The sequence below is a fragment of the Thioalbus denitrificans genome, from assembly GCF_003337735.1.
In the GTDB taxonomy this organism is placed as follows: domain Bacteria; phylum Pseudomonadota; class Gammaproteobacteria; order DSM-26407; family DSM-26407; genus Thioalbus; species Thioalbus denitrificans.
This window is the reverse complement of record NZ_QPJY01000018.1, coordinates 1-23,769: the sequence shown is the minus strand read 5'-3', so window position 1 is coordinate 23,769 and position 23,769 is coordinate 1. Positions and strand designations below refer to the sequence as shown.

The 23,769-nt window shown below is 71.7% G+C and carries 18 protein-coding genes and 1 pseudogene; 5 read left to right on the top strand and 14 right to left on the bottom strand.

The window, feature by feature from the left end; genetic code table 11:
• Nucleotides 1-17: 17 nt before the first annotated feature.
• From DFQ59_RS18915 to DFQ59_RS20580, 8 genes and pseudogenes are all read right to left on the bottom strand, one after another.
• A complete protein-coding gene (locus tag DFQ59_RS18915) occupies nucleotides 18-974 on the bottom strand; it encodes a permease (protein ID WP_114281302.1) in 957 nt (318 codons plus the stop codon).
• Between the two features lie 4 nt (nucleotides 975-978).
• The gene (gene arsB, locus DFQ59_RS18910; protein ID WP_211315007.1) at nucleotides 979-2,055 is read right to left on the bottom strand and encodes an ACR3 family arsenite efflux transporter; all 1,077 of its coding nucleotides are present in this window, start codon (nucleotides 2,053-2,055) and stop codon (nucleotides 979-981) included.
• Nucleotides 2,052-2,492 (bottom strand): arsenate reductase (thioredoxin), encoded by a 441-nt coding sequence (gene arsC / locus DFQ59_RS18905; RefSeq protein ID WP_114281301.1) that lies wholly within the window; start codon nucleotides 2,490-2,492, stop codon nucleotides 2,052-2,054. Before arsC ends, arsB begins: the two co-directional genes overlap by 4 nt.
• A 31-nt stretch (nucleotides 2,493-2,523) precedes the next feature.
• Nucleotides 2,524-2,877, bottom strand: coding sequence for a metalloregulator ArsR/SmtB family transcription factor (locus DFQ59_RS18900; protein WP_114281300.1), 354 nt, complete (start codon nucleotides 2,875-2,877; stop codon nucleotides 2,524-2,526).
• A 91-nt stretch (nucleotides 2,878-2,968) separates the two neighbouring features.
• Nucleotides 2,969-4,351, bottom strand: coding sequence for a leucyl aminopeptidase family protein (locus DFQ59_RS18895; RefSeq protein WP_114281299.1), 1,383 nt, complete (start codon nucleotides 4,349-4,351; stop codon nucleotides 2,969-2,971).
• A 250-nt stretch (nucleotides 4,352-4,601) separates the two neighbouring features.
• Nucleotides 4,602-5,690, bottom strand: coding sequence for an alkene reductase (locus DFQ59_RS18890; RefSeq protein ID WP_114281298.1), 1,089 nt, complete (start codon nucleotides 5,688-5,690; stop codon nucleotides 4,602-4,604).
• A 152-nt stretch (nucleotides 5,691-5,842) separates the two neighbouring features.
• Nucleotides 5,843-6,067, bottom strand: a pseudogene (locus DFQ59_RS18885) (GxxExxY protein); the annotation flags it as partial.
• 180 nt (nucleotides 6,068-6,247) lie between these two features.
• Nucleotides 6,248-12,202 (bottom strand): SUMF1/EgtB/PvdO family nonheme iron enzyme, encoded by a 5,955-nt coding sequence (locus DFQ59_RS20580; protein WP_114281296.1) that lies wholly within the window; start codon nucleotides 12,200-12,202, stop codon nucleotides 6,248-6,250.
• A gap of 331 nt (nucleotides 12,203-12,533) precedes the next feature.
• Here DFQ59_RS20580 and DFQ59_RS18875 point away from each other — a divergent pair, with 331 nt between their 5' ends.
• Genes DFQ59_RS18875 through sfsA form a run of 3 tightly spaced genes read left to right on the top strand, consistent with a single transcriptional unit; the run spans nucleotide 12,534 to nucleotide 15,179 of the window.
• Nucleotides 12,534-13,304, top strand: coding sequence for an HAD family hydrolase (locus tag DFQ59_RS18875; RefSeq protein ID WP_114281295.1), 771 nt, complete (start codon nucleotides 12,534-12,536; stop codon nucleotides 13,302-13,304).
• On the top strand, nucleotides 13,297-14,472 hold the full coding sequence (locus DFQ59_RS18870) for a pyridoxal phosphate-dependent aminotransferase (RefSeq protein WP_114281294.1): 1,176 nt from the start codon (nucleotides 13,297-13,299) through the stop codon (nucleotides 14,470-14,472). Before DFQ59_RS18875 ends, DFQ59_RS18870 begins: the two co-directional genes overlap by 8 nt.
• Entirely contained in the window at nucleotides 14,469-15,179 is a 711-nt protein-coding gene (sfsA, locus tag DFQ59_RS18865; protein WP_114281293.1) for a DNA/RNA nuclease SfsA, read from the top strand. Before DFQ59_RS18870 ends, sfsA begins: the two co-directional genes overlap by 4 nt.
• Nucleotides 15,180-15,422: 243 nt before the next feature.
• Here sfsA and DFQ59_RS18860 read toward each other — a convergent pair whose 3' ends face one another.
• Entirely contained in the window at nucleotides 15,423-16,169 is a 747-nt protein-coding gene (locus DFQ59_RS18860) for a sulfite exporter TauE/SafE family protein (RefSeq protein WP_170142227.1), read from the bottom strand.
• A gap of 319 nt (nucleotides 16,170-16,488) precedes the next feature.
• Entirely contained in the window at nucleotides 16,489-17,385 is an 897-nt protein-coding gene (locus DFQ59_RS18855; protein WP_114281291.1) for a hypothetical protein, read from the bottom strand.
• Between the two features lie 343 nt (nucleotides 17,386-17,728).
• Here DFQ59_RS18855 and DFQ59_RS18850 point away from each other — a divergent pair, with 343 nt between their 5' ends.
• A complete protein-coding gene (locus DFQ59_RS18850) occupies nucleotides 17,729-18,925 on the top strand; it encodes an MFS transporter (protein ID WP_170142225.1) in 1,197 nt (398 codons plus the stop codon).
• Nucleotides 18,926-18,967: 42 nt separating this feature from the next.
• Here DFQ59_RS18850 and mepK read toward each other — a convergent pair whose 3' ends face one another.
• The 4 genes from mepK to DFQ59_RS18830 form a co-directional block, all read right to left on the bottom strand.
• Nucleotides 18,968-19,549, bottom strand: coding sequence for a peptidoglycan L,D-endopeptidase MepK (gene mepK, locus DFQ59_RS18845; protein ID WP_245937329.1), 582 nt, complete (start codon nucleotides 19,547-19,549; stop codon nucleotides 18,968-18,970).
• 124 nt (nucleotides 19,550-19,673) lie between these two features.
• Complete coding sequence (locus tag DFQ59_RS20575; RefSeq protein ID WP_147275291.1) at nucleotides 19,674-21,350, bottom strand: L,D-transpeptidase family protein; 1,677 nt, start codon at nucleotides 21,348-21,350, stop codon at nucleotides 19,674-19,676.
• Between the two features lie 66 nt (nucleotides 21,351-21,416).
• Nucleotides 21,417-22,064 (bottom strand): AAA family ATPase, encoded by a 648-nt coding sequence (locus tag DFQ59_RS18835; protein WP_114281288.1) that lies wholly within the window; start codon nucleotides 22,062-22,064, stop codon nucleotides 21,417-21,419.
• Between the two features lie 45 nt (nucleotides 22,065-22,109).
• Nucleotides 22,110-22,916 carry an NRDE family protein gene (locus DFQ59_RS18830; protein ID WP_114281287.1) on the bottom strand — a complete coding sequence of 269 codons (807 nt, stop codon included), beginning with the start codon at nucleotides 22,914-22,916 and terminating at the stop codon, nucleotides 22,110-22,112.
• Between the two features lie 144 nt (nucleotides 22,917-23,060).
• Between DFQ59_RS18830 and DFQ59_RS18825 the strand changes: the two genes are divergently transcribed.
• Entirely contained in the window at nucleotides 23,061-23,546 is a 486-nt protein-coding gene (locus tag DFQ59_RS18825; protein WP_114281286.1) for a HugZ family pyridoxamine 5'-phosphate oxidase, read from the top strand.
• Nucleotides 23,547-23,769 lie beyond the last annotated feature (223 nt).

Below are 23,769 nucleotides of genomic sequence, written 5' to 3'. Positions count from 1 at the left end.
CGGTCACCCGTTGCGCTTCAGGTCAGCAGGTTGAAGCCCCACCCCACCAGGATGAAGGCCACGGCCAGCACGCCGGCGAACAGCGCCAGGGCCGGCCACTTGACGACCTTGCGCAGGATCAGCATCTCCGGCAGCGACAGGGCGGCGATGCTCATCATGAAGGCGAGGGTGGTGCCCACCGCCACGCCCTTGGTGAGCATCGCCTCGGCCACCGGGATGACGCCGGTGGCGTTGGAGTAGAGGGGGATGCCCATCAGCACCGCGGCGGGCACGGCGAGCCAGTTGCCCTCGCCGCCCAGGTGGGTGGTCACCCAGTCGGCAGGCACGAAGCCGTGGAACAGGGCGCCCAGGGCGATCCCGGCCACCACCCACTTCCAGATGCGGCCGACGATCTCCCGCACCTCGGCCAGGGCGTAGCGGTGGCGGCCGGCCAGCGAGGTGTCAGGCTCGGCCCGGGCCGCCTCGCCCAGGTGGATGTTCCAGACGTAGGCCTCCACCCAGCGCTCGGGGCGGAAGCGCTGCATGGCGATGCCGCCGAACCAGGCCACCGTCAGCCCGGCGCCCACGTAGAGGGCGGCCAGCTTCCAGCCGAGGATGCCCACCAGCAGCACCGCGGCCACCTCGTTGATCATGGGGCTGGCGATGAGGAAGGAGAAGGTGACCCCCAGCGGGATCCCCGCCTCCACGAAGCCGATGAACAGGGGCACCGAGGAGCAGGAGCAGAACGGGGTGACCGCGCCCAGGGTGACCGCCAGCCCGCGGGCCAGCCAGGCGGGCCGGCCGCGCACGTACTCGCGCACCCGCTCCGGGGAGAGCATCGCCCGCAGCAGGCCCATGGCGTAGATGACCGCCACCAGGAGCACGAAGATCTTGGCGGTGTCCATGACGAAGAAGTGCAGCGCGGCGGCGGCGTGGGAGTCGGGCGCGAGGCCGAGCCAGCGGTAGACGACGAGGTTGGCGAAGACGTCGAACATGGCCTCAGGCCGCCTGCCGCTCGTACCAGCCGCGGCTGGCGTTGACGATCTTCACCACCGAGAGCATCACCGGCACCTCCACCAGCACCCCCACCACGGTGGCCAGCGCCGCGCCCGAGTCGAAGCCGAACAGGGCGATGGCGGCGGCCACCGCCAGTTCGAAGAAGTTGCTGGCGCCGATGAGGGCCGAGGGGCCGGCAACGCAGTGGGCCACGCCGAGGGTCCGGTTGAGCAGGTAGGCGAGCCCGGAGTTGAAATAGACCTGGATCAGGATCGGCACCGCCAGCATCAGGATGACGAGGGGCTGGGCCAGGATCTGCTCGCCCTGGAAGCCGAACAGCAGCACCAGGGTGGCCAGCAGGGCCGCCAGCGAGACCGGGTGCAGGCGCCGCAGCAGCCGCTCCAGCGCCGCCGCGCCGCCGCGGGCCAGCACCGCCCGCCGCCACCACTGGCCCACCGCCACCGGGATGAGGATGTAGAGCGCCACCGACAGGAACAGGGTGCCCCAGGGCACGGTGATGCTGGAGATGCCCAGCAGGAGTCCCACGATGGGGGCGAAGGCCACGATCATGATGGCGTCGTTGAGCGCCACCTGGGTCAGGGTGAAGTGGGGCTCGCCCCGGGTCAGGTGGCTCCAGACGAAGACCATGGCGGTGCAGGGCGCCGCGGCCAGCAGGATCAGCCCGGCGATGTAGGCGTCGTGCTGGTCGGCCGGCAGCCACTCGGCGAACACCCCGCGGATGAAGATCCAGCCCAGCAGCGCCATGGAGAAGGGCTTCACCGCCCAGTTGACGAACAGGGTCACCCCGATGCCCTTCCAGTGCTCGCCCACGTGGTGCAGGGCGGCGAAGTCGATCTTCAGCAGCATGGGGATGATCATCAGCCAGATGAGCAGCGCCACGGGCAGGTTCACCCGGGCCAGCTCCAGCCCGCCGACGGCCTGGAACGGTTGCGGGAACAGGTGCCCGAGGGCGATGCCCGCCACGATGCAGAGAAAGACCCACACGGTCAGGTAGCGCTCGAACAGGCCCATGGGGCTGCCGGCGGCGCGCCTGGCGGTGGTTTCACACTGGGCGCTCATGCCGGCACGCTCTCCCGCAGGCGGGCCAGGAGTCCGGCCACCCGCTCGCGCACCTCGTCGCGGGTGGCGCGGAACACCGCCATCACCTCCCCCTCGGTGCCGGTGGCCTTGGCCGGATCGGACAGCGGCCAGTGCTCCTTGCGGGTGCCGGCGGGCAGCACCGGGCAGTGCTCGTCGGCGTGGCCGCAGACGGTGACCACCAGGTCCACCCCGGCGAGCATGGCGTCGGTGAGGCGGGTGGACTCCTGGGCGGAGATGTCCACTCCGGCCTCGGCCATCACCGCGATGGCGCGGGGGTTCTTGCCGTGGGCCTCGATGCCGGCGGAGAGGCATTCGAAGCGTTCGCCGCCGAGGGCGCGGCCCCAGCCTTCGGCCATCTGGGAGCGGCAGGAGTTGCCGGTGCAGAGAAACAGGATGCGGGTCTTGTGGGGGGGCACGGCCGGATCTCCGGTGGGTCGGGTCAGTACGTCAGACGGCGCAGCGGGCCGGTGGCCGGCCCGCCATGGTGGCCAGCCGCTCGCGGTCGCCGCGGTAGGGCGCCCGGGCGTTGAGGCCCGCGGCGGTCTGCGTGAGTACCGCCTGCACCCAGCCGGGCAGGCCGGGATTCAGGCGGTAGTGGATCCAGAGCCCCTCGCGCCGATCCTCCACCAGTCCGGCGCGGCGCAGCTGGGCCAGGTGGCGGGAGATCTTGGGCTGCGACTCCTCCAGGGCGTGGGTGAGCTCGCACACGCACAGCTCGCCGAGCCCATGCAGCAGCACCAGGCAGCGCAGGCGGGTGGGATCGGCGAGGCTGCGGAACAGGGCTTCAGGGTCTGTATTCATGGGGCCAAATATACGTTGAAACGTATATATGTCAATACGCATATATTGTGCCGGGCCGGTTCCGGGCTCAGGTTCGGATGGTGCGCCCTGCTCAGCCGCCGTAGCGGCGGCTGAGCAGGGCGTGGAGGGCGCGCAGGGCCATGGCCTCGCCCCCCTTCGGGCGGCCGGGGCGATCCTGGTCGTTCCAGGCGTAGAGGTCGATATGGGCCCAGGCGGGCGTGTCGGTGACGAAGCGGGAGAGGAACAGCCCGGCGGTCACCGCGCCGGCGTGGCCGTTCTCGCTCACGTTGGCGAGGTCCGCCACCGGGCTCTCCAGCCACTTGGCATAGCCGGGCCACAGGGGCAGGCGCCAGAGGGGATCCTCCACCGCCGCGGCATGGCCCAGGAGCTCGCCGGCCAGCCCGTCGTCGGGGCTGAACAGCGCCGGCAGGTCCGGTCCCAGGGCCACCCGCGCCGCCCCGGTGAGGGTGGCGCAGTCCACCAGCAGGTCGGGCTTTTCGGCGTCGGCCTCGGCCAGCGCGTCGGCGAGCACCAGCCGGCCCTCGGCGTCGGTGTTGCCCACCTCCACGGTGAGTCCCTTGCGGGTGCGCAGGATGTCGCCGGGGCGGAAGGCGTCGCCGGAGATGGCGTTCTCCACCGCCGGCACCAACACCCGCAGCCGCACCGGCAGGCCGGTGTCCATCACCAGCCGCGCCAGCCCCAGCACGGTGGCCGCGCCGCCCATGTCCTTTTTCATGTTGCGCATGCCGCTGGCCGGCTTGATGTCCAGCCCGCCGCTGTCGAAGCAGACCCCCTTGCCCACCAGGGTCACCTTCGGCGCGTCCGCCGCGCCCCAGGTGAGGTCGATGAGGCGCGGGGCGCGCAGGGCGGCGCGGCCCACGGCGTGGACGGCCGGGTAGCCGGCGCTGAGCAGGTCGTCGCCCACGATGACGCTGAAGCGGGCGCCGAACCCGGCCGCCAGCGCCTCGGCGGCGGCGGCCAGTTCCGCCGGCCCCATCTCCGCCGCCGGGGTGTTGACGAGATCCCGGGTCAGGGTCATGGCGGCGGCGGTCTTGCGGGCCAGTCCCGCATCCGCCCCGGCCGGCGGCACCAGCGCCGTCTCCGGGGCGGGCTTTTCCGCCGGGCGCTTGAAGCGGTCGAAGCGGTAGCCGCCCAGCAGCCAGCCGGTGACGAGCGCGGTGGCCTTGTCCGCGGGCGGCTCCCCGGCGAGGCGGTAGCTGCCGCCGGGCAGCTGCGCGGGCAGCCCGGCCAGGCTCCAGGGGCCGAGCGGCTCCTCCACACCCGCGAGCGCGCCGCCGAGCCCGCCCGTGCCGGGCAGCAGCAGGATCCTGCCCGCCTCGGCGCCGAAGCCCGAGGCCCGCACCCAGGCGGCGGTGGCCTCCGGCTGGGCCGCGAGCCAGGCTTCGAGGCTCGCGGGGGTGACGAGGTGGAGGGGCAGGGCGGTGGCGTCGGCGGCGGCCAGGGTCGCGGGCACGGTCGGGCTCCTTGAGTGCTTCAGGCGTATGGGAGAAAGGGGGATTTAACCACGAAGGCACGAAGGACACGAAGCTTGTCTGGTCGGGTTATCAGCTGGCGCGTTGCCGTTACGGCGAACGGCGCGGCGACCACAACCGTGGGGGATGAGAAATCCGGTCAGGCACCCTTAATCTTCGTGTCCTTCGTGTCCTTCGTGTCCTTCGTGTCCTTCGTGCCTTCGTGGTGAACAGACGGACTAACCGGCTCCACTACGCCGGCTCGATCTCCTCGAGGGTGGGGTAGTCGGTGTAGCCGTGCTCGCCGCCGCGGTAGAAGGTGTCGGGGTCGGGGGGGTTGAGGGGGGCGTTGCGGCGCAGGCGCTCGGGCAGATCGGGGTTGGCGAGGAAGGGCACGCCGAAGGAGACCAGGTCGGCGTAGCCCTCGGCCAGGGCCGCCTCGGCCCGGGCCCGGTCGTAGCCGCCGTTGGCCATGTAGACGCCGTGCCAGCGGCGGCGCAGCTCGCGGAAGTCCACCCGCTGCTCGGGGCCGCCGGGCGGGGCGCTCTCGGTGACATGCAGGTAGGCCAGGCCGTAGCCGTCGAGGCATTCGGCCACGTGGTTGAACAGCGCCTGCGGGTCGGAGTCGTGCATGCTGTTGAAGGTGTTGCGGGGCGAGATGCGCACGCCCACCCGATCGGCGCCCCAGACCCCGATCACCGCCTCCACCACCTCCCGCAGGAAGCGCACCCGGTTCTCCACCGGTCCGCCGTAGCGATCGCCGCGCCGGTTGCTGCCGTCGCGCAGGAACTGATCGATGAGGTAGCCGTTGGCGGCGTGGATCTCCACGCCGTCGAAACCCGCCACCTCGGCGTTCTCCGCCGCCACGATGAACTGCTCCACCACCTCCGGCACCTCCTCGGTATCCAGCTCGTGGGGGGTGACGTAGGGCTGCATGCCCTCCGGAGTGACGGCCTCGCCCTCGGGGCGGATGGCCGACGGCGCCACCGGCAGCGCGCCGTTGGGCTGCAGGCTCGGGTGGGAGATGCGCCCGCCATGCCACAGCTGGACGAAGATGCGCCCCCCCTGTCTGTGCACCGCCTCGGTGATCCGGTGCCAGCCGCCCACCTGGCCGGGACTGAGGATCCCGGGCGTGCGGGGGTAGGGGATGCCCTGCGGCGAGACGTGGGTGGCCTCGGTGATGATGAGTCCGGCCGAGGCGCGCTGGGCATAGTAGCGGGCCATCAGGTCGGTCGGCGCGCTGACCGCGTTGGCGCGGTTGCGGGTCAGCGGCGCCATCACGATGCGGTTCTTCAGTTCGATCGGGCCGAGCTGGAAGGGTGAGAAGAGGTCGTTGGCCATGGGGGTCGGGAACCGGTGTGCGCGTGCAGTGGCTGGCGTGGAGATTCGAATACTATAACCCGGCCGGTAATGAAATTGGGCTCGTCAGCAGGATTCGTGGGTGCAGAGATGAAGAAGTTTCCTCTCGCCAAGACGCCAAGAACGCCAAGGAATCAAGAGTTCTCTTCCAGCCGATTGACGATGAGAGTGATCCCATGCTTCATGAGCGCCTCGCCGAAATTGAGCAAGTAGCCGAGCCTCCCGTCGACAAGTCGCAAGTACGTGAGGAGTTGCTTCTTGAGCGCGTCATTGAGCTTTTCGACACACTTGAGTTCGATAATGACTTTGTTTTCGACAAGGAGGTCGGCGCGAATGCCATCGTCGAAATTGAGACCTCGGTACTCGGCTTCCCTTGGCGTTCTTGGCGTCTTGGCGAGAGCCTAAAGGATTTGTCCCGGAATGACACAACCCGAAGAATGTGCCTCGTCGCCACTATTATCCATGCGCATCATGCGCTTGGCGCTCGTTACGAGCGGAACATCCACCCACGGAATCCGCTGACGAGCCTGGAATTGCCGTCAGTCCTGGCGCACGACGCGGAAGCCGAGAGTGTCGAGCGTGCTGTCCGGCAAGGTTCCGCCGCGCTTGGCGCTGCGCAGGTTGCCGGAGGTGCTGCGGTAGTGGCCGCCGCGCACGACGCGCTTCTCGCAGGCGCCGTCCACCCAGGCCGCACCGTCGTCGGGAGCGCCGCGGTAGTTGGGGTGGTAGCAGTCCTGCACCCACTCCTCGACGTTGCCGGCGGTGTCCTGCAGGCCGTAGGGATTGGCCGTGAAGCTGCCCACCGGGGCGGTGCTGCTGCCGGCCCAGCGGCTTTCGCAGTCGAAGCAGTTGGCCTTGGCCTCCGCCGCGTCGCTGCCCCACCAGTAGAGGGTGGTGGTGGCGCCGCGGGCGGCATACTCCCACTCGGCTTCGGTCGGCAGACGGTAGGTGTGGCCCGTCTGGCCGCTGAGCCAGCGGGCATAGGCGACGGCGTCGTTCCAGCTGACATTGATGACCGGATGCTCCCCCCGTCCCCAGCCGCCATCGGCGGGGAGGCGGCGGCCGGTGGCGCGGGCGAAGCGATCGTACTGGTCGAAGGTCACCTCGGTGCGGCTGATGGCGTAGGGGGCGAGCGCCACGGCATGGGCGGGACGTTCGTCGAAATGGGGTGAACTGCCGCCGCTGCCCATGGTGTAGCGCCCGCCGGGCAGGGCGATCAGCTCCGGCCCGCGCCCGCCGCCGGCGAGGGTGTCGCTGAAACGGCGCGGGACGGAAGCGGCGGGTTCGACCGGAGCGGCAGCCGGCGTCGCCGTGGGTGCGCGCGCCGTCGCCGGCGCGGGTGAGGCCGGGGTGGCTTCCGCCGCCGGCGCGGGGGCGGGTGAGGCCGGGGTGGCGTCCGCCGCCGGCGCGGGTGTCTTGGAGGCCGTTTGCGGTCGTGCCGGCGCCGTCAGGGCCGCCGTGTCCGTCTCCCCCAGTCCGGGCAGCCCGGGCAGCCCGCCCGCGGGAAGCAGCAGGAATACCGCGGCGGCAGCCACGGCGCCGGCCACGGCGCCGGCGAGGGCCGGCAGCAGTCCGCCGGTGCGCGCCGGTGCGCCGGCGGACGCCGGCAGCGGGGCGACCGGCGCGGATCTCGACGCCGGGATCGGAGCGCCCGCGGCCTCCGGACGGGACTGGTACTGGAGGGCCTCCAGCTCGTTGCGCAGTCCGCCCGCCTCCTCCTCGAGCTGGGCCCGGCGGCGGGATTCATCCTCCAGCTCCTGCTGGGTCACGGCGAGCCGGTCGCGCAGCTTGGCCACTTCCGCGACGAGCCGTTCGCCCCCTTCACCGCCGGCGGCACCGGTCGTGGCCGCCTGGCGCAGGGCATCCAGCTCGGCTTCCAGGTCCGAGGCATGGTGCTGCAGGTGCTCGAGGCTGCGTTCGGCACGGGCGCGCGCGTCGGCTTCGTGATCGGCCTCACCGCGGGTGGCCTCGAGCTGCAGCTGCACCTGCTCGAGCATGGCCCGGGTCTCCTCGAGGGCCTTGGTGTACTCCTGTCCCGCCTCCTTGCGTGCCGCGTCCAGGGCGGTCGCCAGTTCGCTCTCCTGGTGGGCGTGTCGGACCTCGGCCTCCATCTCCAGGGTCTCGATGCGCTCCCGCAGCAGCGCGACCTGGGCGCCTTCGCCGCCACCCGCCTGCATGGCCCGCTCCAGCTTTCCGGCGTGGCTGCGCAGCCGCTCCAGCTCCTGGCGGGCCTGGTGGAGATCGGCGCTCGCCTCCTGCTCGGCATGGCGGGCCTCCTCGGCCTCCTTGCGCAGGGAATCGAGATCCGCCTCCAGGTTCTCGGCCCGCTCCCGCGTCTGTTCCAGGTCCTCCAGGAGGAGAGCATGGTCCTGCTGCAGCCGTTGGACGGCCTTGTTGCGATGGGTGACCTCGCCCGCCGCCGCCTGCAGCGCGTCGCGCTCCCGGGTGATATTTCCCAGCGCCTGCTCGAGCTCCGCCAGCCGGGTGTGCGCCTGTTCCCGTTCCGACTCCGCCTGTTCCAGCCTCTGCCGCAGCTTGGCGAGCTGCTGTTCGGAGGATTCGCGTTCCGCGCTGGAGGCGGCGCCCGCCTCCTCCGCCTGCCGCAGGCGGCCGGTCAGTTCCTCCAGCTCCCGGGCGGTCTCCGCCGCGGTCCGCTCGCCGGCGTCCCGGGCTGCGGCCAGCTCCCCGCGCAGTGCCTCGTCCTGCTCCCGCAGCCCGGCCAGCTGCGCCTCGGCGGCGGCCAGCTCCTGCTGCAATCCCGCCAGCTGTTCCTCGCCGCTGCCGGCTTGCTGCTGCAGCCGTGCCTCCAGGGTCTCGGCCCGGGTCCGCTGGCGATCCAGCTCGGCGGCGAGCTCGCCCTGTTGCCGCTCGGCCTCGGTTCGCGCCTGTTCGAGGCGCGACTCGGTCTCCTCCAGGCGCGCCTGCAGCTCGTCCAGCAGCTCCGCCTGGGCGGCGCTCTCGTCCTGCAGCCGGGTCTCCAGCCCGCGGGCGCGATCCAGCGCCTGCTCCAGCTCGGCGGCCCGTTCCGAAAGGGCCTGTTCCAGCTCGCCGCGGCTCGACTCCAGCGCCGCCTCGGCGGCGGCGAATTGCTCCTGCAGCGCCTCGAGCGACTGTTGCAGACGGCCGCGCTCGGCCTGGGCGGCGCCCGCCCGCTCCGTCGACTCCGACAGCTGCCGCTCCAGCGTCGCACGGGCCGCCCCGGCCTCCTCCTGTGCCGCCCGGGCCTGTTCCAGCTCCCCTTGCAGCTGCTTGGCCCTGGCTTCGAGGTCGGCGCGGGCGCCCATGGCCTCGGCCTGGTCCTCGCTGATCTCGTGCAGCTGCTGTTCGTAGGACTCGAGGCGGGATTCCGCTTCCTCGCGCCGGCTGTGGGCCTGCGCCAGCTCCTCCCGGGCGCTCTCCAGCGCCTGCTGCAGCTCCCGTGCCTCCTCCGCGGCCCCGGCGAGGCGGGATTCGCTCTCCCGGAGCTGCGCCGTGACGGTCTCCACGCTCTGCTGCAGCGCGGCCTGCCCGGTCTGCTCCAGGTTCAGCGCCTCCTCGTGCTGCTGCAGCAGCCGTGTCCGTTCCGTCTCTTCCTCGGCCAGCTTCCGCTGCAGGGTCTCCACTTCCCCGGCCAGGGCGTCACGGCTCTCGCCGAGGCGGGTGAGCGCTTCCCGTGATTCCTCCGTGGCGGCTTCGGCCGCCGCCAGCCGCTCCTGCAACGCGGCTGCCGTGGCGTGCGCCTGCTCCAGCTCCGTCAACCGTTCCCGCAACTGCCCGGCGTCGCGTTCCTGCCCGGTGCGGAGCCCGTCGATCTCCTCCCGCAGGGCGGTCCGTTCCGCTTCCGCCGTCTCGGCCCGGCTCCGGGCTTCCTCCAGGGCGGCGTCGAGCTCTTCCCGCCCGGCGGTCAGCGCGGCCAGCTCGCCCTGGGCCGCGTCGCGGGCGGATTCGGCCTGCGCCAGCTGTCCGGTCAGCGTTTCGGCCTGTGCCCGGGCCGCGTCCAGTTCGGCCTGGCGTTCGGCCAGGGCGGTCTCCAGCTCCGCGCTGCGCTGCCCCAGCTCCGCCACGCTCTGATCCCGCTCGGACCGCAGCGCCTCCAGCTCCTGCTGCAGCCCGGTGCCCGTTTCCGCCGCCGCGGCGGCCTCCGTCCGCAGCTGTTCCAGCTCCGCGGCCAGGGCCTGGCGCGCCTGCTCCAGCGCTTCCAGGTCCCGCGCCGTGGCATCCCGCGCCGCCTCCGCCGCCGCCCGCTGTTCCTCCAGGCCGGCCGCGCGGCTCTCGGCGCTCTCCAGCGCCTGGCGGCGCGTCTCCAGCTCGGCCTGCAGGGCATCGACCTGCTCCCGCAGCGCCGACTCGCTGCCGCCGAGCTCGTCCCGGGTCTGTTCGAGCGCCTGCTCGGCCACGCCGCGGGCGGTTTCCGCGGCCTCCAGGCGGGTCTCCAGCGCTTCGAGCCCGCGCCGGTATTCCGCGTCGGCCTGCGCGGCCGATTCCTGCAGCCGGGCCAGCTCCCGGGCCTGGGCATCGCGCTCCTGCGCCAGGGTGTCGGCACTGGCGGCGAGGGTCTCGAGACGGTCGGTGAGCTCGTCGCGGGCGTGGGCGAGGGCGGCCAGCGCCTCCTTCGCACGGCCCCGGGAGCTGTCGGCGGCCTCCTGGCGTTCCGCCAGGCGCTGGATCTCGCTTCGGGCCTCATCCAGCGCCTGCTGCAGCTCCTCGGCGCGCGCCTGGCCCTCCTGCATGGTCTGCTCCAGGCGTGCCTGCAGTCCCGCGGCTTCCGCGCGGGCCTGCTCCAGCTCCTGCCCGAGTCCGGCCCGCGCCGCGGCGGCCTCCGCCGCATTCTTTTCCATCTCCTCCCGCAACGTCGCCAGCTCGGCGGCCGCCTCGTCCCGGGCGGATTCGGCCGCGGCCGCCTGGGTGCGCACGCGCTCCAGCTCGGCGGCGGTGGTGTCGCGGGCCTGGGTGAGATCGATCAGTGCCGCTTCCAGCTCATCCCGGCGTTTCTCGTTATCGGCGAGCCGCCCGCCCAGCTCGTCCTCGATGGCGCTGCGCTGCTGCTCCGCCTCTTCCCGGGCCTGTTCCGCCTCCAGTTGGCGGGCGTTGAGGCCCTCCAGCTCGTGGCGCAGGTTCTGCAGCTGCTGCTCCAGGGCCCGGGCCTCGGCGACGCGCCGCTCGTAGTCCTTGAGCTGTTCCCGGGCCCGGCTGAGTTCGCTCTCGGCCTCCTGGCGGGCGGCGTCGGCCTCGACCGTGGCCTCGCGGTAGCGCTCCACCTGGGCGCGGGCCTTGTCGCGGATGGCGGCGAGCTGCTTCTCCGCGGCGAGGCGCAGTCGCTCCAGGTCGCGGGCGGATCCGCCCTCGCCGGCACCCTCCCCGCCGGGGCGGACGCCGGCGGCCGGCAGCTCGATGACCTCCGCCGTGCCGGACCCCCTGGAGCCGGCGGCCGTCCGGGCGCGCACGGGCTGGTGGGCGCTGCCCTCGAGCCGGGCCTGGTCCACGGCGGCCAGCCCTCCGCTCAGGACCCGGCACTCCAGGCCCTGTTCGCTGAGCAGGAATGCCGCGGCGGCGGCGCGCTGGCCGGTGTCGGAACAGACGATGTAGCTGCGCCCGGTGTTGAACTGGGGCAGCGCCTCGCGCAGATCGGCGAGGCTGAGGTTGATGCTGCCGGGGAGGTGGCCCTCCAGGAACTCCTCCGAGCCGCGCACGTCGAGCCAGACCGCCTTGCCCTCGTCCACCAGGACGGAGGCCGGCTCGAGGTCGATCTGGTCCACCAGGGGCGACTTCATCAGCTCGAGGAAGTCGTCCTTGGACAGGCGCATGAGGATGCCTTCGCTCAGCATGGTGACCGTGGCGTTGCGCCGGGTGCTCGAGAGCAGCGCATCCTCGCCGAAGCTGTCGCCGCTGCCGAGCTCGGCCAGCGCCATCGGCCTGCCGTCCGGCCCCTTGCGCGAGACGCTGCAGCGGCCCTGGTTGATGATGTAGTAGTAGTCGCCCTCGTCGCCCTCCCGGACCACCACGTGGCCGGCCTCGACCGGCTCCGCCTCCATGCGCATGAGCATGCGCTGGATGTTGGCCGCCGGGATGCGCAGGAAGGCCTTGGACTGGAGCATGCGCGTCATCCAGTCCTCGTCGCCCTCGTCGCTGCCCAGCTCCGAGACCTCGTAGCCCCCGGCGCTCTCGCCGGTGAGGAGGACATCGAGGAGGGTGGTGTCCATGTGGGCGATGAGCGCGGGAGTGAGGGTTTCGCCCGTATGGGGCCGGGGCTGCTGGTTGGCCAGGGCGTGGTGGGCCAGCTCGCTGCCGGCCTCCACCCGCGCGGTCATCCTGCCGCGGCTGGAGAGGCCGACAGTCCCTTCGAGCAGGTAGATGGTCTGGTGATCCCGGGTTCCCTCGCGGAACAGGACCCGCCCCTGCGGCACACGCTCGAGCACGAACCGGGCGGCGATCTTCTCCAGCCGGTCCATGGACATGCCCCCGAAGGGTATCAGCCCCTTCAGGGTCTCGATGTCGATGTGGTTGACTTCAGCCATGCCTCTCCCGGGCGGCGCTACCTGTCTCGTTTCCTCTCCGTCGGACCACGCGCCGCACCCGGGCGTCAGGATGCGCGCCGGAGCGGCCGGGGTCGGTACGGGCCTGGGCGCCTGCCGGTCCGGCGGGCGATATCCCAGGCGTCTCGGCTATTTATAGCGCACCCGGTGGGGGGTAACCATCATCCTCCGTCACATAACGGCACCTCCGTGAACCGCAGATGGATGCGTTAGAAGGTACAATGCAGACGTTCCGCGCATCCCCCCCGCGGTCGCGTGAGAGCCAATCGACCTGCCCCGGCAGGACTGCCGAAAACAGCAAGGAGACCAGTTCATGACACGCCTCCGGGCCCTGATATTCGACGTGGACGGCACGCTGGCCGATACCGAGCGCGACGGCCACCGTGTCGCCTTCAACCGCGCCTTCGCCGAGGCCGGGCTGGACTGGGACTGGGATGTGCCCCTGTATGGCGAGTTGCTGGAGGTGACCGGCGGGCGCGAGCGCATTCTCTACTACCTGGACCGGTTCCGCCCCGATTTCCCCCGCCCGGACGATCTTGACGGCTTCATCAGGGGCCTGCACCAGGCCAAGACCCGCATCTACACCGATCTCCTCGGCAGCGGCCGGATCCCGCTGCGGCCGGGCGTGGAGCGGCTGCTGCGCGCGGCCCGGGCGGCGGGGCTGCGGCTGGGCATCGCCACCACCACCACCCCGGTGAACGTGCTGGCGCTGCTGGAGAACACCCTCGGGCCGGAGAGCCCGGCCTGGTTCGACGTCATCGCCGCGGGGGAGATGGTGCCGGCCAAGAAGCCGGCGCCGGACATCTATGTCTACGCCCTCGACGCGCTGGGCCTCTCCGCCGCCGAGTGCCTCGCCTTCGAAGACTCCCGCAACGGCCTGCTGGCCGCCCGGGCGGTGGGCCTGCCGACCCTGGTGACCGTCAACGCCTATACCCGCGACCATGATTTCACCGGGGCGAGCCTGGTCATCGACGAGCTGGGCGGGCCGGAGCGCCCCTTCACGGTGCTCCAGGGCGAGGCCGGCGCGGCGCGCTGGGTGGATCTCGACCTGCTCGCGGAGGTGCACCGCCGTGCCCATGCCTGAAGCCCGCTTCCGCCTCGCCCCGCGCATGGCCGAGATCCAGCCCTTCTACGTGATGGAACTGCTCGGCCGGGCCAAGGCCCTGGAGGCCGCCGGGCGCGACATCGTGCACATGGAGGTGGGCGAGCCCGATTTCCCGACTCCCGAGCCGGTGCTGGAGGCGGTGCGGGAGGCCCTGGAGCACGGACGCATGTTCTACACCCCGGCGCTGGGCATGCCGGAGCTGCGCGCGGCCATCGCCGGCTTCTACCGGGACCGCTACGGGGTGGAGGTGGCCCCGGAGCGGATCCTGGTGACCCCGGGCGCCTCCGGCGCCCTGCAGCTGGCCACCGCCGTGCTGCTGGCTCCCGGCGAGGCGCTGCTGATGGCCGACCCCGGCTACCCCTGCAACCGCCACTTCGCGCGCCTGGTGGAGGCGCGGGCGGTGGGCGTGCCGGTGGGCCCGGAGAGCGGCTACCAGCTCACCGCCGCCCAGGTGGAGGCCCACTGGACCGCGGAGACCGCCGCGGTGCTGGTGGCCAGCCCCTCCAATCCCACCGGCACGGTGGTGGAGCGGGCCGAGATGGCGGCCATCGCCGCGGCCGTCCACCGGCGCGGCGGGCGGTTGCTGGTGGACGAGATCTACAACGGGCTGGTCTACGAGGGCGACGTGACCACCGCCCTGGCGATCACCGACGAGGCCTTCGTCATCAACAGCTTCTCCAAGTACTTCGGCATGACCGGCTGGCGCATCGGCTGGCTGGTGGCCCCGCCGGCCTACGTGCGCGACCTGGAAAAGCTGGCCCAGAACCTGTTCATCTCCGCCCCCACCCCCTCCCAGTACGCCGCCCTGGCCGCCCTGCGGCCCGAGACCCTGGCCATCGCCGAGGAGCGGCGGCTGGCGTTCCGGGAGCGGCGCGACTACCTGCTGCCGGCGCTGCGGGAGCTGGGATTCCGCATCCCGGTCACGCCCCAGGGCGCCTTCTACCTCTATGCCGACATCAGCGCCTTCAGCGACGACAGCCACCGCTTCGCCATGGACCTGCTGGAGCGGGCCGGCGTGGCCGTCACCCCGGGGCTCGATTTCGGCGCCAACGCCCCCGGGCGCCATGTCCGCTTCGCCTACACCACCTCCCTGCCGCGGCTGGAGGAGGCGGTGGCCCGCATCCGCGCCTACCTGGAGGGCCCATGATTTTCGATCCCCCCCTCGAGTCCGCCGAGCTGCTGCGCCGCTACCAGCGGTTCATGGCGGAGGTCTATCTCCCCTGGGGCGAGAAGGCGGTGCTGCACTGCCCCAACACCGGCGCCATGACCGGCTGCTGCACCCTCGGCAGCCAGGTCTGGTTCTCCGATTCGCGCAATCCGAAGCGCAAGTACCCCCTCACCTGGGAGATCGTGGAGGTGGACGGCGGCCACCTGGTGGGCGTGAACACCCACCGCGCCAACGCCCTGGTGCGCGAGGGCATCGAGGACGGGACCGTCGCCGAGCTGCAGGGCTACGACCGTATCCGCCGCGAGGTGCGCTACGGCGAGGGGGAGCGGCGCAGCCGCATCGACCTGCTGCTGGAGCGGGAGGGGGAGCGCTGCTTCTTGGAGGTGAAGAGCGTCACCCTGGGGCGGGAGGACGGCCTGGGACTGTTTCCCGACGCGGTGACCGCCCGCGGCACCAAGCACCTGCGTGAGCTGATGGGGGTGGCCGCGGCGGGTGATCGCGCCGTGCTGCTGTTCTGCGTCCAGCACACGGGCATCGACCGCGTGGCCCCCGCCGACCAGGTCGACCCGGTCTACGGGCGCACCCTGCGCGAGGCGGCCGCCGCGGGGGTCGAGATCATCGCCTACGGCGCCGAGGTCTCCCCGGAGGCGATCCGCCTCACCGGGCGCCTGCCGGTGCTGCTCTGATTGCTGGCTCTTCCGCCAGATGGCGGGTGGGGAAACGACGAGCCACTCTCGCCAGGACGCCCAGGCAATGGCCTGGCTGCAAGCCCCTTCAGCGATGCGCCTGCGCCGCTGCACCGACCGTCTGCGTCCCAATCTCTCCATCCGTCATTGCCGGCCGCTCCCTTGGCGGCCTTTGCGCCTTGGCGAGAAGGCTGAACAGGACCCGGGGCGCACGGGCAGGACCGGGGGAGGGGCCACACCCGCTCAGGCGGGGATCACCAGCGTGAGGCCCAGTACGCCGAGCAGGGCGAAGGCGAGGCGGCGCAGGGCCGGGTCGGACAGCGGCGGGCGCCAGCGGCGGCCGGCCCAGGTGGCCGCCAGCACCACCGGCACGCAGAGCAGTCCCAGGGTGAGGCGATCGGCGCTCAAACCGCCGTCGAGCCAGACCAGCGCGAGGCGCACCAGGGTGGTGAAGGTGAACGCCGCCAGCAGGGTGACCCGCACCACCGGCACCGGCACCGGCTCGCGGTAGAGGTGGTAGACCAGGGGCGGCCCGGCGGTGCTGAACATGCCGCCGCCGAGTCCGCCCAGCAGGCCGGCGAAGAGGTTGCCAGGCACGCCCGTGCGGCGCGGCCGCGGCTGGGGCCGGAACATGAAGATGGCGCAGGCGCCGAGCAGGAACAGGCCCAGAGCGGTCCGCAGGGCCTGGGTCGCCGCGCTGTCGAGGAGGGTCAGCAGCCACAGCCCCAGCGGCACTCCGGTGAGCATGCCCGCCGCGAGCTGCAGCAGGATCCGCCGGTCCACCTCCCGGTGCACCCGCACCAGGGAGTAGCTGGTATTGAACAGCGACATGATGCTCACCACCACGGCGGTGAAGGGGATGGGCGCCAGGTGCGCCACGCTCACCGCGCCCATGACGATGAGTCCGAGGGCGAAGCCGGTGACGGTCTGGACATAGCTGCCCAGCGCCACGAGCGCCAGGAAGGGGAGAAGGATGGAGAGTTCGGTCACGGGAAGGGGCTGCGGCTCGGCGGCCGGGTGGAACAGGGCTGCGCATTGTAGCCCCCCTGTGGGAGGAGATCACCCGCAGCGCAGGGCGCGGGGGGCGGTCGCGAGCGCCTCATCCGGGGGCTGGGGCTCTTCAGCACCCTGAACTCACGCCCCGGATGAAAAGTCCGATGCACTGGTGCGCACGGCGCACCCTACGCAGATCGCACAACTGGCCGCCGGGGCCTCCGTAGGGTGCGCCGCGCGCACCGGGCCGTCACTGCCAGCCTTCGCCAAGCCTCCTGTTCCCTGCGCGTCGGGGCGGCGGGCACGCTGCCGCGCCTCAGCGCCCCGTGCCCTCGATGCGCACGCGGCTGAAGGCGAAGTCGCCGCCCTCGTTCACCAGGGTGAAGCCGGTGAAGGGATCCCGCAGCCCGCGGTCGCTGGCGCTGAACAGCTCGCCGCCGTCCAGCAGCACGGTCATCTCGCCGCTGTCGCGGCGCTGCCAGGTGAGGGTGTGGGTGCCGCCGTCGTCCAGCGCCGGCACATCCTCGCGCACCTCGACGATGGCGCTGCGGCGGGGGCTGTAGCGGCGCAGCTCGATGGCCGGGCGGGCGCCGCCCAGGTAGACCAGCTGGTAGCCGGTGTCGCGGTAGGGGCCCTGGTAGGGCCCGAAGCTGAAGCGGCTGTCGCCGCTGCCGCCGAGCGCCGCCATCTCCACCTCCACCAGGAAGGCGTTGGTGATGGGCAGCTCGGTATGGATCTCGCCCCGTCCGGGCTGGGCGGCGGGTTGGGCCTGCTGCTGGCCGCCGTTCTTCAGCACCTCCTGCATCAGGATGCCCACGATCTGGGATGCGGCGTCCCGGGACCCGCCCTGCTCGGCGGGGGGTTGCGCGGACTGGGCCGTCACCCGGCTGCGCAGGCCGACGCTGCGCGCCACCCAGAACTCGCCGCTGTCCACCATCCAGGCCGGCCCGCGGGTGTAGTCCCCGTCGCTGAAGGTCTCGTCGAGGAGGGTCTCGCGCCAGGGCCAGTGGTAGCGGCGCAGCACCTCGCGGGCCTCCTTGATGAACCAGGGGCTGGCGCTGCGATCGCTCTCGGCCTGGTCGAGCAGCCGGTTCATGTCGTCCACCAGGGCCTGGGTGTTGTCCTCCGCCGCGGTCACCGGACCGGCGAGGAAGGCGGCCAGGGCGGCGGCCGCCAGGGGGGCGATTCGCGGGTGCATGTTCTTCTCCTCCATCCGGCCGGTTCTCCGGCGACACCATGCCCCGAGTTTGCCACCCCCGCCGCGCGGGGCCAAGCCGTGACGCGGGGGCGGTGATCATTTCAACGCGAAGACGTGGCAAGGACGGGCTGGGAACGCCGGCGCCCAGCCCGCCTGCCCTGGATGCCGGCCGGTACCGGCCTGTCGCTACAGCGCTGTACCGCCATGAAAGCCCTGCGGCGTGCAGGACATGAATTTTCATTGTTTGGCGTCATGGCGTCATGGCGTCATGGCGTCTTGGCGTTGAAGTGACCGTACCCGTTGCGGGGCAACTTTGCCGCGCGTTATACTTACCCCCTTCGCCGCCCCGATGCCGACCATGTCCCGCTGGAATTTCCTCAGCTCCCTGCGCCACCGCGATTTCCGCCTCTACTACGTGGGGCAGCTGGTGTCGCTCAACGGGACCTGGATGCAGACCGTGGCCCAGTCCTGGCTGGTCTACCGCCTCACCGACTCCAGCTTCATGCTCGGCCTGGTGGCGTTCCTGGCCATGCTGCCGGTGCTCCTGTTCGGCCTGCTGGGCGGGCTGCTGGCCGATCGCCTGCCGCGGCGGCGGCTGTTCCTGGTGGCCCAGGCCCTGGCCATGGCGCAGGCCCTGGTGCTGGCCACCCTGGCGCTGGGCGGCTGGATCGAGGTCTGGCACGTGATGGTGCTGGCCCTGCTGCTGGGGCTGGTGCACGCCTTCGAGATGCCCGCCCGCCACACCTTCATCGCCGAACTGGTGCCCCGGGAGGACCTGCCCAACGCCATCGCGTTGAACTCCAGCGCCTTCAACATCGCCCGCTTCGTGGGGCCGACCCTGGCGGGCTGGGTGGTGGCGGGTTTCGGCGAGGGGACCGCGTTCGCGGTCAACGCCGTCACCTTCCTGGCGGTCATGGGGGCCATCCAGCGCATGAACAACCCGCCGCCGCTGCCCGACGGGCGGGAGGGCGGCCCCGGGCGCCTGGCCGAGGGGCTGCGCTTCGCCTGGGGCGCGCCGGTCATCCGTTCCGCGCTGGGAATGGTGGGGCTGACGAGCCTGCTCGGCTCCTCCTACGCCATCCTGATGCCCGTGTTCGCCCGCGAGATCTTCGCCGGCGGCGCCGGTACCCTCGGTCTGCTGCTGGGGTCCGCGGGCGCGGGCGCCATGCTGGCGGCGCTGCGCCTGGCGCAGCGGGCCAGCGGCAGCGGGCTGGATCGGCTCATCGGCCACTCCGGGGTGGTGGCGGGCGTGTTCATGCTGCTGTTCGCCGGGGCGCGCCACCTGGGGCTGGCGCTGGTGCTGCTGCCGGTCATCGGGTTCTGCTTCACCAGCCTGGTGGCGTCGGCCAACACGCTGATTCAGCTGGAAGTCCCGAACCGGTTGCGGGGGCGGGTGATGTCCCTGTTCTCGGTCACCTTCATCGGCCTGACGCCGCTGGGCAACCTGGTGGCGGGCACGCTCGGACACTGGCTGGGGGCGCCGCTGACGGTGGCGCTGTTCGGTGGCGCCTGCCTGGCGGGCGCACTGGCCTACCTGGCTGCGGCACCCCGTTGAGGGCCTCGGGAGCGAGGCCCTCAACGGGGTGCGTCGATGGATTCAGCCCCAGCTGCGCACGCGGCCGGTATCCACGTGCACGAAACCGGACTTGGGGTAGTAGCCGACGCCGCCGGCCTGGAGCGAGAGGGCGGCCTTGCGCAGGTGGGCCAGGTCGCAGCCGGGCAGGCGGATGTCGATGGCCTTGCCCTCCATGTGCAGGCTGCGCTTGGCCACGCCGCTGGACTTGGCGCGGAGCATGGCGTTGGTGGCGGGCGAGCGGTAGCCGGAGATGATCTCGAAGGACTTGCCCTTGCAGCCCACCTTGAGCTGGAGCCGGTGCAGGATGTCCATCAGCTCCGGGTCGATGGAGGTGACCTCGTCGTTGCGGTAGTCGCGGAGGATGTGGTTGATCTCGTCCAGGCCCTCGTCGAGGTAGCTGCCGTTGGCCCAGTAGGTGGTGCGCAGGCGTTCGCCGGTGTGCAGGTTGAGAAACGCGATGTGGCGTTCGCGCTCGGTGCCTATCTTGGCCAGGGCCGCGGGGCTGGCCAGGGTGGCCGCCGTGGCCAGGGAGATCCCCAGGAAGCGGCGGCGATGGTGACAATGGGGCTGCTCGATAGTGCTAAGTAGCCGTCTACGCGTCACGGTTACCCCCTCCAATCGGTTGTCAAAAGTAAAAATCTGTAGCTTTTTAACCGAATCGGAGGGGCAAAGTAAATGATCCCGCTCACATTGGGCGGGAATGCGGACCACCGTGCGGCGGCGCGGATCAGTGGCGCGGGTAGCCGAACAGGGCCTGCTCCATGCGTCGATCGCGGTCGTAGATATCGTTGCGGAAGTTCACCACGCCGGCGGCGTCGACCCAGGCGGTGAGGTAGACCAGGTAGACGGGAATGGACCTGGGCAGGGAGATGATGCGGTGCTCGCCCGAGTCGATGGCCTCCAGCAGCGACGCCTCGTTCCAGCTGCTGCCCTCCAGGACGCGCAGGGCCAGCTCGATGGGTTTTTCCAGGCGGATGCAGCCGGAGCTGAAGGTGCGCACGGTGCGCTGGAAGAGGTTGCGCGACGGGGTGTCGTGCAGGTAGATGTCGAACCGGTTCGGCAGCATGAACTTGATCCGGCCGAGCGCGTTCAGGGGGCCCGGCAGCTGCTGCAGCCGGTAGGGGAACGCCCGGCCGGAGCCCGGTTCCCACTCCATCTCCGCGGGCGGGATGACCTCGGCGTTGGCGGACCAGTCGCTGAGGATCCGGATGCCCTGGCGATCGAAGTACTCCGGGTCGCGCTCCAGCTTGGGCAGGAGATCCAGGCGGGCGATACGCTTGGGGACGTTCCAGTAGGGATTCAGCTCCAGATAGGTCATCCGCTGGGTGAAGGCCGGTGTGCTCCGGTAGGTGCGGCCGATGATGACCTTCATGTCCAGCGGCGGCTGGTCCCGTTCCAGGTATTCGAGCTCGAAGGCGGCGACATTCACCTGGATGTGGCGGGGCCCGAAGTCGCGGGGCAGCCAGCGCCAGCGCTCCAGGTTGATGACCAGCTGGCGGACCCGCTCCCGGGCGCTGGCGGCGAGCGCCGCCCGGGTGCGCCGGCCCACCACGCCGTCCACCTCCAGCCCGTGGCGCGACTGGAACGCCCGCACCGCCGCGTCCAGTTCCCCGTCGAAGAGCTCCGGGTCGGCCGGGAGGCGGGACGGCGCGTCACCGGTGATCTGCAGCCGGTGGCGGAGGATCGGGACGCGGGCGTCGCGCATGCCCGACTCCAGCTTCTCGCCGGCGGGCAGCTCGGGCCAGCCGCCGGAGTCGGCCAGGGCCCGGTAGCGGACCAGCGCCTCGCGCAGGCGCCGGTAGCCGGGGTGGGCGGGGCGCTGGCTGTCCAGGGCCCCGCTGACGGGACGGCCGGCCGCCACCTGCCGGAGCAGGTCGCCCGGGTTGCCGGCCTGGACCGGGATGTGCCAATCCGGGTCCACGTCGGCGGGGCGGCGGCGTCCCTCGGCGAGATGCCGCGCCAGGACCAGGAAGGCGTCGCTGAACAGCAGCTCCAGCCGGGCGGCGTCGGCGCCGTTCAGCGGGGTGGCGAGCAGGAGCGGCTCGATCTCCGGCAGGTGGTACTCGGCGGGATTCAGCCCCTCGTCGCCGCTGGCGCGCACCGCCTCCAGCAGCGACCGGGCCGCGGCGGTGGGGCCGTCCCGGTCGATCCAGAACGGCCGCCAGTCGCGCTCCGCGTAGAAGCGCTCCACCTCGCGCGGCGTGTACAGGGTGAGCAGGCCCACCAGCCGGGGCTCCAGCAGGGTCCCCGCGGGGCCGGCGGCCTCCCCGGGCTCCGGGCGGACCGGCTCGGGCGGGGTGGTGACGGCCGGCGCGGCGCTGGCGACACCGAGCAGCAGCCACAGCATCAGGAACAGGTGGCGTCCGGCGCTGGTTGGCCGGCGATCGACTGCTGCAGGCTTCATGTCCATATCCATCTTGACCGTCTCCGGGCGCCGGATCTTTCCCGGCTTCCCGGCGCGTTCGAGGCGCTAGTTTTTTACTTCGAATACGGCCCGGGCGAGATGGTCGATCTCCTCGGCGGCCTTGGAGCGGGGGGCCCACTCCGCCGCGCCCAGCCCCTCGGTGAGGCTGCGGCGCATGACCACGCGGTAGCCCAGGCTGGTGGGAGCGAGGCTGATGCCCTTGACGTGGTTCATCGCCTCCTCGGTCTCCTGGGTTTCGCGGATCTGCTGGTTGGTGTCGGCCTTGTTGATGACCACCATCACCGGCAGCTCGGGCTTGGCCTGCCGGGCCTCCTCGATGAGTTCCATGGTGTCGCTCAGCGCCCAGACGTCGGCCTGGCCCGGCAGCAGGGGGATGAGCACCTTGTCGGCCACCTTGAGGGCGGCGCGCAGGCCCACCTTGTCGCCCGCGGCGATGTCCACGATGATGTCGTCGAAGAGGTCGCTGATGCGATCGATCTCGTCGGCCAGGGCCGTTTCGGCGGCGATGAGGCTGTAGATCACCGGCTGGTGGCGCTCCTCCTTGCGTACGGCCAGGAGGGTGGAGATGGTGTGCAGCGGGTCGGAGTCGATGATGAGGGCGCGGCGCATCTGGTAGGCCGACCAGACGCCCAGATTGAACGAAATCGTGCTTTTTCCCGTGCCGCCCTTCAGGTTGCCCACCAGCAGGATCATGACGTCGCCCCCTCCGGCCAAGTCTTGTTTTTCGAGGGTTTCATCTTATACCGGCGGAGGAGCCGCTGGATAGCCGGGGCGCAGGGGGAAGCGCAGCAGCTCCTCGCCACGGATCTCCCCGTCCGGCCCGAAGCGCCTCTCCCGCAGCCACACCTCCCCCGAGCCGGTGACCACCAGGGCGGTGGAGGACCGGGTGCCGTAGTCGCTGCCGCGGATGAAGCGGGGCGAGAGCAGGCGCTCCCGATCCGCTCCCACCCCGGTGTCGGGCAGGTGGGCATCGGGCGCGACGGTCTCGTCGGCGAGCAGGGCCAGGAGCGACTCCAGCAGGGGCGCCGCCCCGCCGGCCCGCTCCAGCGCCACCGCCAGCGCCGCGCAGCCGCCGGTGACCTTGGGCCAGGGCGTGTTGAGCCGGTGGTTGCTGAGCCCGTGGATGCCCGGACCGAGGGGTGCGGTGCCGCCGCCCCGGTTGGAGAAGTAGTGCAGGTTGCGCAGGTCCCCGGCCAGCAGGTTGAAGCCCCGGTAGCGGGTGGCCGTCTCCGGCAGGCGGGCCAGGAAGCCGGCGGGGTGTTCGCTGCCGGTGAGGTAGCGGCTGACCAGCTCGCCCCGCGAGGCGGGTTGCGGCGGCGGCGTGGCCCGGGGTTCGCGGACGTTGGTCACGGCGGCGAAGCGTCCCTCGCGGGTGATGCCGAGCCAGGTCCCGCCCGCCTCCAGGTCGCGTCCGCCCGCCACCTGGGGTGCGTCGGGCCAGAACGCGACCGGCGCGGCGGGACGGGCGTGGAACTCGTCGCGGTTGGCGGTCACCACCAGCGGGTACTCGGGGTGGTGGCGGAAGGCGAGCAGGATCAGGCACATGGATGTTCGGCTGGTGGCGGGACGTCTCTCCAGTGTAGACGCGCGGGACGGGGGAAAGTGCCCCCGGGCCGGCGGCCCGGGCTGGCCTGGCCGCGTTCGCGGGCGGTAGGATGCGTGGCGGGACAACCGACCGGAGGACTGGGCATGGCCATGGATCGCGAGGACGAACGGCTGCTGGCGGAACTGCTGCGCGGGCAGCGCTGGGGGGCGCTGGCCACCGCCGCGGCGGATGGGCCGCTCGCATCCATGGTGGCGTACGTCGCCGAGCCGGGCTGCTCCGGCCTGCTGCTGCACCTGAGCCGGCTGGCGGCCCATACCCGCAACCTGCGCGCCGATCCCCGGGCCTCGCTGGTCATCGGCGCGCCCGACGGCGGGGAGGGCGATCCCCAGACCCTGCCGCGGGTCACCCTGAGCGGCACGGTGGAGATCGTGGAGCGGGACGCGGTGGATTACGCCACGGCCCGGGAGCGCTACCTGCAGCGCCTGCCCGGCGCCGAGCCCCGGTTCGGCTTCGGCGACTTCGGCCTGTTCCGCCTGCGCCCCCGGGAGGCCCGCTACGTGGGCGGCTTCGGCCGTGCCTGGACCCTCGGTCCCGAGACCCTGGCGCGGCTCTGTCAGGGTGGTGCGTGAATGCGTGAATGCGTGAATGCGTGAATGCGTGAATGCGTGAATGCGTGAGTGCGTTAGTGCGTTAGTGCGTGAGTGCGTGAGTGCGTGAGTGCGTGAGGGGCGAAGGGGTTGCGCGGGTTCTGGATTTCCGGGGACGCTCTTGACGGAACACGGAACACGGAACACGGAACACGGAACACGGAACACGGAACACGGAACACGGAACACGGAACACGGAACACGG

Coding starts and splice junctions, on each gene's coding strand:
- DFQ59_RS18850 (WP_170142225.1), top strand. CDS start 17,729: ATGTCCCGCTGGAATTTCCTCAGCTCCCTGCGCCACCGCGATTTCCGC.
- DFQ59_RS18855 (WP_114281291.1), bottom strand. CDS start 17,385: ATGGAGGAGAAGAACATGCACCCGCGAATCGCCCCCCTGGCGGCCGCC.
- DFQ59_RS18900 (WP_114281300.1), bottom strand. CDS start 2,877: ATGAATACAGACCCTGAAGCCCTGTTCCGCAGCCTCGCCGATCCCACC.
- DFQ59_RS20580 (WP_114281296.1), bottom strand. CDS start 12,202: ATGGCTGAAGTCAACCACATCGACATCGAGACCCTGAAGGGGCTGATA.
- arsB (WP_211315007.1), bottom strand. CDS start 2,055: ATGAGCGCCCAGTGTGAAACCACCGCCAGGCGCGCCGCCGGCAGCCCC.
- DFQ59_RS18875 (WP_114281295.1), top strand. CDS start 12,534: ATGACACGCCTCCGGGCCCTGATATTCGACGTGGACGGCACGCTGGCC.
- DFQ59_RS20575 (WP_147275291.1), bottom strand. CDS start 21,350: ATGAAGCCTGCAGCAGTCGATCGCCGGCCAACCAGCGCCGGACGCCAC.
- DFQ59_RS18915 (WP_114281302.1), bottom strand. CDS start 974: ATGTTCGACGTCTTCGCCAACCTCGTCGTCTACCGCTGGCTCGGCCTC.
- DFQ59_RS18870 (WP_114281294.1), top strand. CDS start 13,297: ATGCCTGAAGCCCGCTTCCGCCTCGCCCCGCGCATGGCCGAGATCCAG.
- DFQ59_RS18830 (WP_114281287.1), bottom strand. CDS start 22,916: ATGTGCCTGATCCTGCTCGCCTTCCGCCACCACCCCGAGTACCCGCTG.
- sfsA (WP_114281293.1), top strand. CDS start 14,469: ATGATTTTCGATCCCCCCCTCGAGTCCGCCGAGCTGCTGCGCCGCTAC.
- DFQ59_RS18835 (WP_114281288.1), bottom strand. CDS start 22,064: ATGATCCTGCTGGTGGGCAACCTGAAGGGCGGCACGGGAAAAAGCACG.
- DFQ59_RS18825 (WP_114281286.1), top strand. CDS start 23,061: ATGGCCATGGATCGCGAGGACGAACGGCTGCTGGCGGAACTGCTGCGC.
- DFQ59_RS18890 (WP_114281298.1), bottom strand. CDS start 5,690: ATGGCCAACGACCTCTTCTCACCCTTCCAGCTCGGCCCGATCGAACTG.